We start from the raw sequence: 16,850 nt of genomic DNA, 5'->3' as shown, positions 1-16,850 counted from the left end.
AAAGGTTCGTTATTTCGTCTTGAGGAAGGTTTCCGTAAACGAAGGGATGATATAGCGGTCGACATTCACGCTTTTGTCGTAGACCTTGTTCTTGACAAAGAAGGCGTCGACATTTTTGCTGGAGCCATAAATGGAGCTGTAGCCACTACCCTTCTTGAATCGTGCGGACGCTTCTTCTGCCGTTAAGAATCGAGTTCCGCCCATAAATGTGGCATATTTCTTTTCAGAAATACCTACTCGGGCCGCAAGGATCTTGACCGCTTCATCCTTATTTTTCGGGTCGTTCAAGAAGTCAATGACATCGTACCAAGCGGCAACAACCTTCTGCCATTCAGCCTTGTTTTTCATCAGCGATTCCTGAGAGACTGCGAGGACATCGTAGATGATTCCGGGTTCATTTGCGCTGGTATAAATCTCTTTAGATCCTTTAACGACTTCGAGAGCATTTACAGAATGCGGAACCCAGGCAACAACAGCGGAAACTTCGCCACTTTCAAGAGTCTGCACGGCTTGATGCGTCGGCATGTTGACTAAAGTAATATCAGATTCCTTGAGTCCATTTTTCGTCAACGCATTAATCAAAAGCGCATGAGAAAGGCACCCAATTTCGACACCGACTTTTTTGCCCTTGAGATCCTTAACAGAGTTGATTCCCGGAGCACCAATAATCTTGTCGTTACCATTACTGTAATCGTTAATCAAGATAATCGAGTTACGGGCGCCCGTAGCGTTCATCATCATCGCATCGCCATTAGCCACACCAACGGCATCGACCTGCTTAGCAGCAAACGCGTCCATAGACGGGCCATAATCAAACCATTCCAGTTTAACATTGGCATCATGCTTTTTAAAGAAACCTTTCTTGTCGGCAATTTCCCAAGCCGTCCAACCCGGCCAATCACTGTAGGCGATTTTCAGCACAGGCTTTTGAGCATATACAGAAGCGGCAGCAACGGCAATGCATGTCAGAAGAATCTTTTTCAAATTCATGTTTTCCTCACTTTTTGGATTTCTTTTCACAACACCAATAGCAAACGGTGTGCCAAAACTTTCAAACTGCCGTTTTTTCATCAAAATCGCCATTTTTCAGGAACTTATGGTTTTTGTAACAGTTCTGTAGCACCACACTTTGTAAAAGACTTTTAAAAAGTATAGGGGTATTTCACAGAATGTAAAACCCCATTTTTATGCAAATAAACAAATTTTTAACCTATTCAAAAAATTTTTCAAAAAAACTTTTTTAATGTCTTTACAAAAGTACCAAACCGTCATTATATTTTTAACCATGAAACAAACTAACACGACAGCCGATTTAAAGCAACATAACAAGCAAGCCATAAAAAAGGCACTATTTACTTTGGGCTCCGCAACCAAGGCTGAGCTCGCTCAAGAAACTGGATTGAGCGTTGTCACATGCGGCACCATTTTAAACGAATTAATAGTATCCGGCGAAATCGCCGAAGACGAACAAAGAATTTCTAGCGGTGGCCGCCCCGCAATGGCCTACCAGTACAACCACGAAAAAGGGAAAACCCTTTGCCTATTCGCCCACGCCGACCACGAAGGAAAATTCTTGCGTTACCGCGTTCAAGATACCGCCGGGAACATCAAGCAAAACGGAGCCTTTAGGGAAAAGAATCTGTCAGCAGAAGTCATCATTGCAAACATCCGAAAAATCTTGAAAAAGGAATCAGGCATAGGCGTCCTCGTCATCGGAGTGCAAGGTTGCGTCAACAACGGAATAATTGAATTCTGCGATATCAAGGAACTTCGCGGAATCAACCTCGCCGAAAGAATCGAAGAGGCCGTCAAAATTCCGACCATCGTAGAAAACGACATGAACACGATTGCGCTAGGCTACTCCAAAGCAAACAGCGACGAGAAGAATGTCGCCCTGCTGTTCTTCCCCAAGGGAAACACGCCTGCCGGAGGCTTTATCGTCGATGGTAAAATTTTGCGAGGGACTTCAAATTTGGCTGGAGAACTTTCGTACTACCCGTTCAATTTCAACAAGAACAGTCAAAACGCCGCATTCAGCGACATTGAATACGCTTCTCCCATTGTCAACCAACTGGTTGTCGCCGCCACCGTATTTTTGGACCCCGCGCAGATTGTCATTACCGGCGGACTCGCCAACGAAATAAGCGAACAAGCCATCCTTCAACATCTGCGGAAACATTTGAATCGTTTGCAGTTGCCACGAATCATCATCAAGCCCAATACCGAAAACGAATATTTCGCAGGACTCTACAGCCTTGCAATGGATCGCCTACTGGAATCCTAAAAGGAGGTTTTATGGAACTTAGAATTTCAACTCTGCTAAACGCTTACCGTAACGGAACAACAACTCCGCGCACGGTCATCGAGAACATCCTTAAAGAAATGGACAAAGCGCCATCGCAGATTTGGATCAGCCGACTTTCTCGAGAATCTCTCGAAAAATACTTGGAACCGCTCGAAAACTGCAAAACCATTCCTGCGGACAAGCCTTTATTCGGCATCCCTTTCGCCATCAAGGACAACATTGATTTCGAAGGTCTAGAAAGCACCTCAGCCTGCCCCGCTTACGCTTACAAGCCGCAAAAATCTTCGTTCGTCGTAAACCGCCTCATCGCAGCAGGCGCCATACCGCTTGGTAAAACGAACATGGACCAGTTCGCTACAGGGCTTGTCGGCGTACGCAGTCCTTACGGTTCCATCCCGAACAAGTTCGCACCCGAATACATCTCTGGCGGAAGCAGCAGCGGTTCTGCCGCAGCGCTCGCTTACGGATTATGCAGTTTTTCTCTCGGTACAGATACCGCAGGCTCTGGGCGCGTTCCCGCCGCCTTCAACAAACTGGTTGGCGTAAAGCCGACTCGAGGCTTGCTCAGCACAAGCGGAGTCATTCCGGCCTGCCGAAGCCTTGATTGCGTAAGCATTTTTGCACTCGACACAAAAGACGCTCAAACAGTATTGAACATTGCACAAGGCGAAGATAGCGAAGACCCATATTCCCGCGAAGCACCTTGGGTTCACGCCGAAGCCAATCGCGCACGCCTCCCTGAAAAATGGACTTTCGGTGTTCCGGACAAATTGGAATTTTTTGGAAACGAAGGTTACCGCAAAGCTTTCGAAAAGACTGTACAAGCATTCGAAAATGCAGGCGGCACCAAGGTCATTATTCCATTCGAACCATTCCTCAAGGCAGCGAAGCTCCTTTACGAAGGCCCGTGGGTATTCGAGCGCTACAACGCCGTAGGGAAATTCATCGAAGAACACTCGGACGAAATTCATCCGGTCACAAAATCAATTATCACGCCCAAGCGTACCCCGCACCCTTCTGAAGTTTTCGAAGGGTTCCACTCGCTGCAAGCCTACAAGAAAATTGCAGACAAGCTTATTTCATCCGTAGACTTTTTGCTCACGCCCACCGCAGGGACAATTTACAAGACCGCCGATGTCGAAAAGAATCCTATCGAGCTGAACTCGAATTTAGGGTACTACACCAACTACATGAATTTGCTGGATTATTCCGCATTGGCAATTCCCTCCGAAGACGCCGACAACGAAAGCGGGAACGCACCAAGTCTCCCATTTGGCGTCACCCTTGTCGGCAAAGCATTCGACGACTACAAACTGCTCGACGCCGCTAAGAAAGTAGAAGGTTATCTCGCCTCAAAAATTCCGTTGGCCGTTTGCGGAGCGCACCTCAAAGGATGTCCTCTTCACGAAGAACTTTCCCGCGCCGTTTTCATCGAAGCCACCGAAACTGCACCCGAGTACAAGATGCTCGCCTTGAACGGCCCGATTCCAAAGCCAACCCTTATTGCAGCATCCAATGGCGAAGGCAAAAGCTTCTACATTGAAATCTACGGACTTTCTGCAGAAGATTTTGGCAAGTTCGTCAAGCGAGTTCCTGCACCGCTCTCGATAGGGAAAGTAAAAACCATTGACGGAAGATTTATTTCGGGATTCGTAGCCGACAGTTCCGTCCTCGAACTGTACCGAGCGGGCAAGGCGAAAGACATCTCGGAATACGGAGATTGGAGAAAATACAGAAATTCTCTTTAGATTTCTACAAATAGCTCTTGAACTTCGGCGCAGGTGCTTCGGCGGGCTTTTTCTTGGGCACGTAGATTTTTACGGCGTACACGTTAAAGTCCGTCTCCGCCAAAATATCGCCTTCTTGCAAGTCTTCGTATACATCGATTTCAATTTCGACGCCATCGCGTGCGATGCAGCGGATTGAACGCGCCGTCAGTTCCTCGCGCAAAAGAGGAACGTCAACGACCTTCTTGTAAGTGCCGTGATGAGTCGTACCAAGAATTCGATTGCAAAGCATGAACCGAAATATAGAAATTTCGAAGCAAGACTTCACTGGATCCTTCGACTTCGGGCTATGCCCTTCGCTCAGGATGACAACCTCAATTTTACTTACTATTTTTCGTCTGATATCATGGCTCGCGCACGTAAGACTATTACTCCTGATCCGTATGCAAAACCGATAGCGAAACCGCTACCGCCTTCCAAGAGCTTGCCCGGAAAACTCAAGCAGTTCCAGGCGCCCACGCGTGCGGATTTCGACCTCGTAAGTCCTTACGGCGCCGCAGGTGACCAGCCCAAAGCCATTGAAGAATTGACCGAGGGTTTCAAGAACGGCGAACAGTTCCAGACGCTTCTCGGCGTGACCGGTTCCGGCAAGACGTTCACGATGGCCAATGTCATCAAGAATGTCGGAAAGCCGACGCTCATCCTCACGCATAACAAGACACTCGCCGCCCAGCTCTATCAAGAATTCAAGTCGTTCTTCCCGAACAACGCGGTGGAATACTTCGTCAGCTATTACGATTACTTCCAGCCCGAAGCTTACATCCCGCACACGGACACGTTCATTGAAAAAGACGCAAGCATCAACGACGAAATCGACAAGCTCCGCCTGCGCGCCACAGCCAATCTCCTCACCCGCCGCGACGTCATCATCGTCGCTTCCGTGAGCTGCATTTACGGCCTCGGCAGCCCTAGCGAATACTTCGACTTGATGGTCCGTATCAAGAAGGGCGACATTTACGACCGCGACAAGATTCTGCGTGACCTTGTCCACATCCAGTATTCACGCAACGACTTTAGCCTCGACCGCGGCACATTCCGCGTCCGCGGTGACGTGATCGAAGTCCACCCGAGCTACGACGAAGATGGACTACGCATCGAACTTTTCGGTGACGAAGTCGACCGCCTTTACCGCTTTAACATCGTCACGGGCGAAGTTATCAAGGAAGTCGAAGAACTCACCATCGCCCCCGCGAAGCACTTTGTCACCAAAGAAGAAAACCGCGCGGGTATGTTGCAGCGCATCCAGATGGAACTCACCGACCGACTTGCCGAACTCGACAAAGAAGGCAAAGTTCTTGAATCAGCTCGCCTTTCGAGCCGCACCCGCTACGATATGGAAATGCTCCGAGAAACCGGCATGTGCAACGGCATCGAAAACTACTCGCGCATCATCGAAGACCGTGCTCCGGGCACACGCCCATTCACACTCATCGACTACTTTGGCGATGACTGGCTTTTGATGATTGACGAATCGCACGTGAGCATCCCGCAAGTGGGCGGTATGGCCGAAGGCGACAAGTCCCGCAAGACCACGCTCGTGCAATACGGTTTCCGCCTCCCCTGCGCTCTCGACAACCGCCCGATGAACTTCGCCGAATTCGAGTACATGTACCCGAAGCAAGTGCTTTTTGTGAGCGCCACCCCCGGTGACTACGAACTCAAAAAGACGAACGGCGTTGTCACGGAACAGATCAACCGTCCGACCGGGCTTTTGGACCCGAAAATCGAACTGTTCCCGATCCAGGGCCAAATGGACGTGCTCCTGTACCGCATCGAAGAAGTCGTCAAAAACGGCGACCGCGTGCTCGTCACGACGCTCACCAAGAAGATGGCACAGGACCTCACGGAATTTTTCATCGAAGCAGGCGTCCGCGCGAAGTACCTCCATAGCGACATCAAGACGCTCGAACGCCACGAGCTCATCCGCGGACTGCGTAGCGGCGAATACGACGTGCTCGTGGGCATCAACCTCCTGCGCGAAGGCCTCGACCTCCCCGAAGTGAGCATGGTCGCGATTCTCGACGCCGACAAGGAAGGGTTCCTCCGCAACTACAGAAGCCTCATTCAAACGATGGGCCGTGCAAGCCGCAACGTGAACGGCACAGTGCTTCTGTTCGCAGACAATATGACTGAAAGTCTGCAAAAGGCTATCGACGAGACGAACCGCCGCCGCGGTCTCCAGGAAGAATTCAACAAGGAACACGGAATCACGCCAAAGTCCGTGACCCGCAAGATTGAAGAAGACCTGCGAATCATCGACCCGCTGGGCATCAACGAAGAAGTGGACGAGCGTCATCCTGAGCAAAGCGAAGGATCCAGTTACGATTCCAGTAACAATTCCAGCGAAGACTTCACCCCGGGCATACGTCCGATGAAACCGTTGCAGCCTTCACGCTTCAGGAAGACAGCCTCCAAGAAGGCAGCCGCCGGTAACCGTCATCCTGAGCAACGCGAAGGATCCAGTAAAGTCCAGTCCAAGCTCGCCGACCTGGAACGTCAAATGAAAGAAGCGGCAGCCCGCCTCGACTTCGAAGAAGCCGCCCGAATCCGCGATATTATACGCTCTCTCGACGCTTAGTGTATAATTTTGTTTACAGATTTATTATAATATTCGTCACACTCTATACCGCGCTTATTACGCCATGTAATTTTATTTTTGTATTATTATAAAAAGTTAAATACTTGGTGCTTTTTGCCCAAATTTTGTTTATTTTCACTTTAAGATTACATAGAAAGGGTATTAAAATGAATTCAAAGTTCGTCACACCTCTTATTTTCACTTCCGCTCTCGCTATTGGAGCTTTAAGTTTTGTCGCCTGCGGAGGCGATGAGGGCAGCGATTTTTCGACAAAGCCAGAAAACCCGACACCTTCTAGCGCTTATGTTCCGCCAGAGCCGACACCGCAAACATCCATTCATTTTGCAAACATGGCGGCAAGCGTCGTTTCCAACAAGGTTAAGTTCAAGGGTGACATCACCCTCGACTTGTTTGACTCTACCGCTATTGATGATCCTAGCTTGGTTCGCTTCACCGATCTCCAGGTCACTATTGTCAACAGCCAGAATGTTCCGACCGGCAACTACACCTTCGGTAACCCGATTGATTTCAACGCCAATCGCGTGACAGCAATCAACTTCCAGGAAGCTGACCTCTACTCGAACCTCACTGAAGGCTACACGGAATGCGGCAATTTCTCTCTCATGATTACGGCAACCGCTTCCGATGGAATCTTGAAGTCGGTATCCAACTACACCATTCCGTTCACACGTAGCGAAGAATTCTGCAAGGAACCGGAAAGCTCTTCTTCCAGCGCTCCGAAGATTCCGGGCGGCGCCCTCGACACCGTCTCTGTTAAGGTCAGCACAAAGACCGATAAGTGCTTGGACATTGCAACAGGCATTGCTTCTAGCAGCCCCACGGGTGACATCTGCTTCAACAGAATCGCCGCAGGCAAGGTTTCTGTCTCCAGTACAACTGGCCTCTTGTTCACCAAGTACGACAACCAAAACGACGCTGAAAAGAAGAACGACTGGATGCGTGACTGGTACCCGACAAACCCGACAACGGATGACTTCCAGTATGTGGAATCTACCCTCGTAGAAACCTATCCGGACATTCTGTACGAAAGCGACGTGTTCTTTGTCGCTATCAACCCGAATGTTTACAAGTCTAACACGGGTTCTGCAGCAGGCTTCTATGCGTTCATCGTCAATGACACGCCGAGCCCGGATGGCAACGATGTAACCTTCACGTTGCTCATTTACAGAGCTAAGTAGTCTTCTAAAACAGAAACTCTTTAAAAGGACCTCCCCTGTGGAGGTCTTTTTTTTCTAAATTTGCCTCCGTAACATTTAAATGGAGTAAATATGCTCAAGAAACTTTCCAACTTCCCTGGCATCAAGGGACCCGTTGTCACGATCGTGATGGACGGTTTTGGTATCACCGATAAGGTCGAAGGCAACGCCATCAAGGCCGCCCGCACCCCGACTCTCGACAACCTCTTCAAGATGTACCCGAACGTCCTCTTGAAGGCCCACGGTCGCGCCGTCGGTATGCCGACCAACGAAGACATGGGTAACTCCGAAGTTGGCCACAACGCTATCGGTGCTGGCCAGGTTTACAACCAGGGTGCAGCCCTCGTTGCAGACGCCATCAACAGCGGCGACATCTTCGGCCGCGACGCTTGGAAGGAAATCTCCGGCAACGTTCGTGAAAAGAACACGGTTCTTCACTTCATCGGCCTCTTCAGCGACGGTAACGTTCACTCCAATATCGCTCACCTCAAGGCCATGGTTGCCCAGGCCAAGAAGGAAGGCGTCAAGAAGGTTCGCGTTCACATCCTCCTCGACGGTCGTGACGTTCCGGAAACTTCCGCTCTCGATTACGTTGGCCCGTTCGAAAAGTTCCTCGACGAACTCCGCTCTCCGGAATTCGACGTCTGCATTGCTAGCGGCGGTGGCCGTATGCAGATCACCATGGACCGTTACAACGCTAACTGGAAGATGGTGGAACTCGGCTGGAAGACCCACGTGCTCGGCGAAGGCCGCTACTTCGACAACGCTACGCAGGCTATCGAAACCCTCCGTGGCGAAACCAAGGCTATTGACCAGGACCTCCCGCCGTTCGTGATCGCTAAGGACGGCGCTCCGGTTGGCACCATCAACGATGGCGACTCCGTGGTGTTCTTCAACTTCCGTGGCGACCGCGCTATCGAAATCACGCGCGCCTTCGAAGAAGAATCCTTCAACGAATTTGACCGCAAGCGCTTCCCGCACGTCTGCTACGCTGGCATGCTCCAGTACGACGGCGACCTCAAGCTCCCGAACCGCTTCCTCGTTCCGCCTCCGGCAATCAAGGAAACCAGCGGCGAATGGCTTTCCGAAACGGGCGTCAAGCAGTTCGCTTGCTCCGAAACACAGAAGTACGGCCACGTCACTTACTTCTGGAATGGTAACCGTTCCAGCAAGTTCGACGGCGAAACCTACCTCGAAATCGAATCTGACGTTGTTCCGTTCGAACAGCGCCCGTGGATGAAGGCTGCCGAAATCACCGACGCCATGATCGAAGCTTTGAAGAGCGGCAAGTACCAGACTCTCCGCTGCAACTTCCCGAACGGCGACATGGTGGGCCACACCGGTTCCTTCCGCGCTGCTACGATGGCTATCGAAGCTGTGGATATCGGCCTCGCCCGTTTGCTCCCGGTGATTGACGCCCTCGGTGGTGTTGCAATCATCACGGCTGACCACGGTAACGCCGACGAAATGTACGAAATCGACAAGAAGACCGGCATGCCGAAGGTCAACAAGGATGGTTCCTTCAAGGCCAAGACGAGCCACACGCTCAACAAGGTGCCGTGCATCCTTTACGATAACGTCACTGGCGGCAAGCTCGGCCTCAAGGAAGGCGACTGGGGTCTTTCCAACATCGCAGCAACGACGGCCAACCTCCTCGGCCTCGAAAAGCACGAAGCTTGGGACGATTCCATGTTGATTATCAAGTAATGAGCTTGCGGACAAGCGCCGCGAACCATTAAAAAAGGAACCCTTTGGGGTTCCTTTTTTGCATTGTTCTATTCGCTAACTTACCAACTAATACCACATTTCAAATCGCTCGGAGCATCATCCTTAACAATGAGCGTGTAATCAGCATTGCCTTCAAGCTCACAGTTGCTATAGCTTCGATCATTGTTTCCATTAATCGTGATATTACAACCATTTACCGATGCCACGGTTCTTGCATATGATGCCGTTTGAGAAACAGAGCAGTTCAACCGATTTCCGTTATCAAAAGCAGCCACATACACACTATTTGAACCTGGTTCAAAGCTTTGGAAGTTCCCAGTTAGCTTTGTACCAACACCTACATAATTCGGGTCATAATAACATTCCGAAAGGTAGATATTGCCATTAATCGTGCAGTTTTCAGGAACATCCAAAGTTACAGTAGAACGTGCCGGAATGACATCATCGAAGTACACGCCACAATCAAGCGTCTTTCCGTTAATCGTAAACGTATGCGACAAGCCATCCGAGCAAGAACATGCCTGAGACTGGATTTGAGCCTTGCTACATTGCTTAACCGTTTTAATTTCATTGCAACCAGCAACAAATCTATCACTTATGCTAATATTACTGTTGCTGAAAGGCATTTTACGCACTACCGAGCGGCATCCAGAATTTGCATAGCCGACTTCGAACAAGCATGACTTCGAGGAATTCATGGCATCCGTCACCGTCAAACGATATTGCTTTGTGCCGCCAGAGCTAGCGCCCTTAAACGAAATAGCGCCACCATCATAATTGGATCCCGTACCATTCACAACGCTGATGTAATCCGCGCCAGATGTCGAATTCTGCATTTCGACACTGTACGAGCAATCCGAATTGCACCCTGTCACGGAATGCGGCTGAATCGTAATCGTTTCTCCAGGCTCGACATCCGTCTGCTTGGCAATTTCACAATCCAGTTCAAACTGAGACGCCCTTTCAACAGTCACATCGCAAGTCTTGCTATCAAGACCTTCATGGCTTAAGGTAAACGTGTATTCCTTACTGCTGCTCACATAAGATTCCGTTACCGTAAGGGTTCCCGATGTATAATTACTTGCCGGAGAAACAGAAGCCCCGCCAGAGACACTCCACGAGCAGCCACCATTTTCGCACCCCGTAACCGTCGGCGTCATTTCAAAAGTCTTATCATAGCCATTCACCGAGACAATCGAGGGGCAGGTCAATTCAAGTTCACTTTGCGGCGTAGATTGCATATAAGTCACAAGGCATCTACCGTTCCCTGTAGCGCCACCATTCAAAGTAAGCGAGATTGTATTTTGACCATTCGAGAACGGAACCGCAGACAAATCCACACTGATTTCAGAGGACGTTTCATCAACAAACGACTGGACCGTCCTATAGCGGTTACCGTTATAATCCAGCAAATCAATTTCACCCGACCATGTAAGCCCCTGGAGAATATCCACCTTGGCTGTAAACATCTTGGTATCCGGATTAAAATCACATGAGGCTTTCGCCTTGCTAGCCGTTTCTTCTACCGTAAATTTGCAATCACGGTTTTCTTTACCACCCGCAACAACGGTAAACGAATACTCTTTTGCATTCAACATATTTAACGGCGTATTCAAATCGGTAAAGGTGTACGTTTCCGTCTTGTCGCCCTCTTTTTGCGTATTCCCGCGAGCAATGACACTCCCTTCAAAACTGATAGTGTAATCACAGCCATCTTCGGGACAATTGGTAAATGAAAGATTCAAAGACGGAACACCAGCGCCCTGCTTGACCGTTTTCTTACTTTCGGCAATATCGCAACCCACTTCAATCGGTATGATTTTGTACGGATCGCACTTCAGCGTTTCCATTTCTTCATCGGCGCCAGAACCTTTGTAAGCCTTGACCGTAAATTCATAACTCAGCACATCTTCTTTAGAATACAGCCCTTCTTCCTTGAAACGGAACGTCTTGGGGCAACCTTCGGCCGGCCCGACAGCTTCCGCGTCAGATACGAGAGGCTTTTCAACGGAGCAACGATCTGCATTTTTCACATCCGCAGTAATTTCCCAATGCTTATTGTCGTACTGCACCTTGCAAGATCCAATGCTCAGCGAATTCGGGCAACTGCTCTTCAGCTGGTTGATTTCGATAGAACTTCCGTCAACCACCTTTACATTTACACTCATGACATGCTGCGGGTCAAAGCCATCCTCGTTAGAAATGGAGTTCACATCTATAGACAAAGTTCCATCCATAGCGGTTGTATAGAACGAAGACTGGATTTTATTCTTATCCGTAAAGGAGATGCGCAAGTTATGGCTATTGGGGTTGTTAAGCCCCACCAAAAGTTTGGATTTACGGACATTCACGCCCTCGTTGCCAGAGACCTCAAAACTACAGCTATCCGTGCAGAATACAGGTTCTTCGCTATTCAGGAAATCAAAGTTTTTCGAGCACATCAAAATATCGCCAACGTAGAACTCGCCGCAAGATTGCGTCTGGAGCAACGAAGAAGCGACATTCACTTTGACATCGGGCGGGCACTCTAGCGCCACCTTAGCATCCATGGCAAAGCCACCCCAACTCGATTCCGGGTCTTCAAAATAATAGCCATGCTTGCCTTCGGTTTTAAAGCGGTAATAAGGATCGTTCACCTCGGTGCCCTTATCCCAATACATGCCGAGTCGTTCTCCGCCCGCACAAGCATAGAGCTGATACAGTTTTTCCCAGTTATAAAGCGGGTTTGTCGGAGACGGCATCGAGGTGACAGCGTTGTCACAGCCATTGTAATAATACTTGACGTGGCATTTTTTGTACTTGTTCATCGTAAATGAACTGAAGCCGACCCAAGGTTTCACATTTTCATCTTGCGGAACAATTCCACCGAGGTAATTTGTCTTAAACGAGCAGACAAGTCTCGGGCGGTCCCAGCAAGCATTATCGCCATAAGCCGTACTCGACCACGAAATATCGTAAAGCTTAAAGTCCTTATTCGAAAGCTTGAAACCGGCATGACCATGGTGGATATCATTCAACAGAAGGTTCGATCCAAACAATTCATTCAAATCAAACGAGTATCCCGATGAAGAAGCATTTGCTGAATTGCCGTTCAACTGCAAATTCACCGAAACGATATTGCCCTGAATATTCATCACAAGGCCAATCTTTGAGAGGTTGGTAAAGCCACCCGATTCCGAGACATCCCAATCCGTCGTGGAGAGGAATTTTTCAACACAGGCATCATCAGAAGCCGTCTGCCCATTCACATAGCAAAGCATCACATAGACATACGGCGAGTATGCACCGCCCGCATGCTTTCCGTAAACGCTCAAGGAATAGTATTCCGAAGCGTCCTCATTCGCCCTAAAGATAAATCCCGAGTTAGCCATGTTTTTCACAGTCGTATTCACATCAATAATCTCCGTCGAGAAAATAGAGGTAAGCGTACCGTTGCTACCGTTATCTTTAGTATTGAGAATCACGCTCTGAGAACCGTTCGGCACATCCGAAGACGTTTCAGCTGCTGCATTGGCGGTGATGTAATTGTTCGAAATCGAAGGGACCAAGCGTTCGCCCGATTTAGTTGTCGTGCATACGCGCTTTCTGCATTGCAGGCGGCACGCATTGTCATCCGAAGAGCAATGGCAAGAGGAATAATCCCATTGGCAATTCGAAGTGGCATTTCTGTTATCGTAAACCATCACCCAGTCCGGATTCGAAGCCGCATCAGCCCCCACCCAGTGCATGGATTCCGAAATTTTGCAAGACATACCCGGCTGAGGGTTGGTATAGCACACATCAATGCAGCGCGGGAAATCCTCACTTTCACTACAGAAAGCAACAAAGCCCTTGTTGTTTGCATCCGGCGCAAAATCTTCGTAGAAGCAGTGTTCATCACGGTCATTGAAATACGCCACAACAGAATAATCACTCGATGCAAGAATCGTCAGCAAGGAATCCTGGGCGGCAGCAACGCTCGGTTCCGAAGTGAAACGAGAGAAGCGGTCAGAGCCCTTCGCAATCGCCCTTAGCTGATAATAATAACCGGCATAAATCGGGTAATCGCAAATTTCGCCATTTTTACAAGTGTACTTCTTGACATATTCATCCGAATCCTTCGCCTTGTTATACACTTCAATCACATCGCTAGATTCCTCGGCACCTTTAAATTCAATGTGCAAATTATACGTACGGCGCTGTACAGACGCATAGAGGTATTCCGTTTCGCTCTTGGCAGAAGAAATGCTCGTATTCGGCGGAATCACGACTTCGCAGAAGTTGTCATTAAAGTTATCCGCTTTTTTCAAGACTACAGGAGTCGTGATATAAATACTGCAGAACCACTTGTTATTGAGCTCATCCATCTTACAGCCAACGCCATCAGCGGTGACCCACTGCGTACCTTCTTTTGTCAAAGATCCGCATTCCGGAGTCTGAATTTTCTTGTACAAGTCTCCGCCCTGCTTGCAAGATTCATCGTCCTTATGCTCAGCCAGTTCGCAATATTCACGGACATCTTTACGGATAAGCGTAAACGAACCTTCAGCCGTCACAGTCGTAGAATTGGAATCCGCATTGATGACGCAGTTTTCACAAGGATCAACCAACTGGAAATAAACAGAGCCCGTTCCCGACGCCGTTTCTTTCATCGTTACATCAAAAGCCAGTTTATCGCCATTGAAGGGCATTGAGTAAACCTTGGAACCATCGGTATTCTCTTTCTTTAACGTTCCACCAGTAACCACCCATTCATCAGGAGCCTTCGATTGGAAAACATCAACAGTCGCAGGCTTCGCTTTCGAAGCCTTCAGATTTACATGGACTGTACCACCCTTAGTAATTTCAATCGATTTCTTTTCAAACTTCACAACAGGTTCATCACCAGAAGAGCCGCTAACGACAACATAAAATCCCATTTTTTCATAGTTGTTACTTGTGTATTGGCAACTATAGACATCTTGCGGGAGAACCGAAGCGTACAGCTTGAATTTTTCGACCGCCGGGAGTCCCATCGGGCTACACGTGACATTGTTCGGATTCTTGCGTTCATTGGCGCCATTCAAGTTCACCACATTGTAATAGTCCGAAAGGCGACCTTTAGCATCTTTGGGCAAATAGATGATTCGCGGCAAAATAAGAATAGACGGTTTTACGTTTTCATCACCATTCCCGTACGATTCATTGTTTTTATATTCAGATTCCATCGTAATCTTCAACTGAGATGCCACAGAGACATACACCGTATCGCTCACATCAGAACTTCCCGATGTCGAAGTAGCGCCACTGGACTTATTCGCAAGCCTTTCAAATTCTTCGTTACCGATAATGAGCCCTGCAGCCTGCACAGCCTGAACAACTTCCGCCTTATACTTCAAGTGGTTCTTGCCTTGGTATTTTCGCAGAGTAGAGCCGTTGTCCATAATGACACAGCCCTCGAGCTTCAACTCCTTCATTTCTTCAATGTCACCTCTAGAATAAATAAAGAAGTTCTGTTTAAAACCTTCCATACCGCGAAGCATTCCTGAACCTTCTTTCAAATACAGCAACACCACGGAATTATCAGTTGTCGAGGGCAAAATCAATTCATGGCCATTAGCCAATTTTTGAGGAGCGTAAAAAACAAACTTTCCGTCTAAAGCAATCGTCGGGTCCACCTTTTCGGAGGAATGCCATTCCAAAATCAAGAAACCATTATATAGTTCATTTTCACCCGCATCTTTATAGCACTTGTTTATCTTTTCGATATTTTCATTATTCAAGTTAAACGTTGTGCCCAAATGACAAAAAGCATTTTGCGTTTTTGTCGTCCACGTATCTTCATTATTCAACAAAATCGGCACAGGGACTTCGCCATCAGAGCCAATAAGCCCTTGATATTCATACATCTTTCTCAACTTGTTCCAATAATTATCGCCAATATTTCTCAATAGCGGGTCTGATTCACTCCACCTAGACACCTTGCGATTTTCTATACCTTTGGCCGCGTTAAACGAGAAATAGCGTCTGTTCCCACGGTCCCTCGCTTTTGCCTGTTCAGCGGTCGTACCTTCAACAAAGACACCATATTTCTTCGGGTTGTTGTTATTCCCCTGCTCCCTCAAAATAGTATTGGCAGTCGTATAGCTCATGACTTTACCCGTCAAGTCAATCGCATAGCCACCATTTTCATCTTTTCGACCATCCATCGTCGGCGGAAGAACCAAATTATTTGTAACCTTAAACGTTGATACTGTTCCGCCACCAGTACTGTTAAAATAGTTGAGTTCGTTCTTTGTCCAACTGGCATTATCCGTAAAGACCATGTTCTTTTTTACACCAATACCTTTTGAAATATCGCCAGTACCGCGTTCCATGTGCCCATTGACGGTAAAGTTTCCCCCGACCTTTATATCACAATTCACCGGCACACTTCCACCTACATAAAGGTCGCCACATACTGCAATGACGTTACCTTCGCACGTGGTTATAGAGCCACCGATATAGACGACAAGCGTATCGGCATCAGGCGTTTTGCAATTGGCGTAATCGTTGGAATGCGGGTCCATTTCAAGATTTCCGAAAAAAAGCCCTCCCCTATTTTCAAAGTTTCCACCGACATACAGGTCCCCTCCCATGTTCGTTGTTCCCTGAAACGAGAAATTACCCGTCACCAGGAGCGGTTTCGAAATTACAGGAACGTTGTTCTGATGTCCAAAATCGCCATTGATAATAGCCGATTCCAGCGAGTCATCGCCCGTAATACCCGTGGTCTTGCCAAAGAACGCTCGGTCAAACGAAATACTCACTTTTTTCTCGGGAACCTTGACTTGGTAAAGCCCCGAAATTTTCATAATCGCGACTTCACTATGTTTGGAGCCATTCCTCGATTCACCTGTCGAAAGGATTTTCACCACATACGGCGAGCTTTCCGTTTCGGCACCGACAAGCCACACGTCAAAATTTTGATTTGCACTTTCGATATTATTGCCGAGCACATTATTCAAGTGGATAGGCTTATTGCCATTGCCCTTGAACTGGCGAATAATGGCACCCGTCTCGTTTCCGTGATACGTCATCCACGAACGAGCGGCAGTAATCCCCGCCACCGCCGCCTGGCGCGCTTCATTACGCATCATGCGGGCCGCACTTGAATGACCTTCGGAATTAAGCCATTTGAACGTAGCCGTTGCAGCAATTGTCGCAACGAGCATAAACATCAAAACCGTTATAAGGGATACACCCTTCTTACCACACATCATATCACACCCCTATAA

Annotated in this window: 8 protein-coding genes; 5 read left to right on the top strand and 3 right to left on the bottom strand. The window is 48.4% G+C overall.

What is annotated here, in order from left to right; all coding sequences use genetic code 11:
• Positions 1-9 precede the first annotated feature (9 nt).
• The gene (locus B7991_RS10950) at positions 10-990 is read right to left on the bottom strand and encodes an ABC transporter substrate-binding protein (RefSeq protein WP_088630916.1); all 981 of its coding nucleotides are present in this window, start codon (positions 988-990) and stop codon (positions 10-12) included.
• Between the two features lie 295 nt (positions 991-1,285).
• On the opposite strand from B7991_RS10950, the gene B7991_RS10945 reads away from it, so the two are divergent.
• Positions 1,286-2,284, top strand: a complete 999-nt coding sequence (locus tag B7991_RS10945; RefSeq protein ID WP_159462323.1) for an ROK family protein — start codon at positions 1,286-1,288, stop codon at positions 2,282-2,284.
• 11 nt (positions 2,285-2,295) lie between these two features.
• Positions 2,296-4,053 (top strand): allophanate hydrolase, encoded by a 1,758-nt coding sequence (gene atzF / locus B7991_RS10940; protein WP_088630848.1) that lies wholly within the window; start codon positions 2,296-2,298, stop codon positions 4,051-4,053.
• Positions 4,054-4,057: 4 nt separating this feature from the next.
• Here the strand turns inward: atzF and B7991_RS10935 are convergent, their stop codons facing one another.
• Positions 4,058-4,324 carry a hypothetical protein gene (locus B7991_RS10935; RefSeq protein ID WP_088630847.1) on the bottom strand — a complete coding sequence of 89 codons (267 nt, stop codon included), beginning with the start codon at positions 4,322-4,324 and terminating at the stop codon, positions 4,058-4,060.
• Between the two features lie 57 nt (positions 4,325-4,381).
• Here B7991_RS10935 and uvrB point away from each other — a divergent pair, with 57 nt between their 5' ends.
• From uvrB to gpmI, 3 genes are all read left to right on the top strand, one after another.
• The gene (uvrB, locus tag B7991_RS10930; RefSeq protein WP_235003053.1) at positions 4,382-6,670 is read left to right on the top strand and encodes an excinuclease ABC subunit UvrB; all 2,289 of its coding nucleotides are present in this window, start codon (positions 4,382-4,384) and stop codon (positions 6,668-6,670) included.
• A 167-nt stretch (positions 6,671-6,837) separates the two neighbouring features.
• On the top strand, positions 6,838-7,869 hold the full coding sequence (locus B7991_RS10925; protein ID WP_088630846.1) for a hypothetical protein: 1,032 nt from the start codon (positions 6,838-6,840) through the stop codon (positions 7,867-7,869).
• 90 nt (positions 7,870-7,959) lie between these two features.
• Positions 7,960-9,594: a 2,3-bisphosphoglycerate-independent phosphoglycerate mutase gene (gpmI, locus tag B7991_RS10920; RefSeq protein WP_085492200.1), complete on the top strand. Its 1,635-nt coding sequence runs from the start codon at positions 7,960-7,962 to the stop codon at positions 9,592-9,594.
• A gap of 80 nt (positions 9,595-9,674) precedes the next feature.
• Here the strand turns inward: gpmI and B7991_RS10915 are convergent, their stop codons facing one another.
• Positions 9,675-16,835 (bottom strand): hypothetical protein, encoded by a 7,161-nt coding sequence (locus B7991_RS10915; protein ID WP_141099871.1) that lies wholly within the window; start codon positions 16,833-16,835, stop codon positions 9,675-9,677.
• Positions 16,836-16,850 lie beyond the last annotated feature (15 nt).

It is taken from the genome of Fibrobacter sp. UWB3 (genome assembly GCF_002210405.1).
GTDB lineage: Bacteria > Fibrobacterota > Fibrobacteria > Fibrobacterales > Fibrobacteraceae > Fibrobacter.
This window is presented reverse-complemented; position numbering and strand designations above follow the sequence as displayed.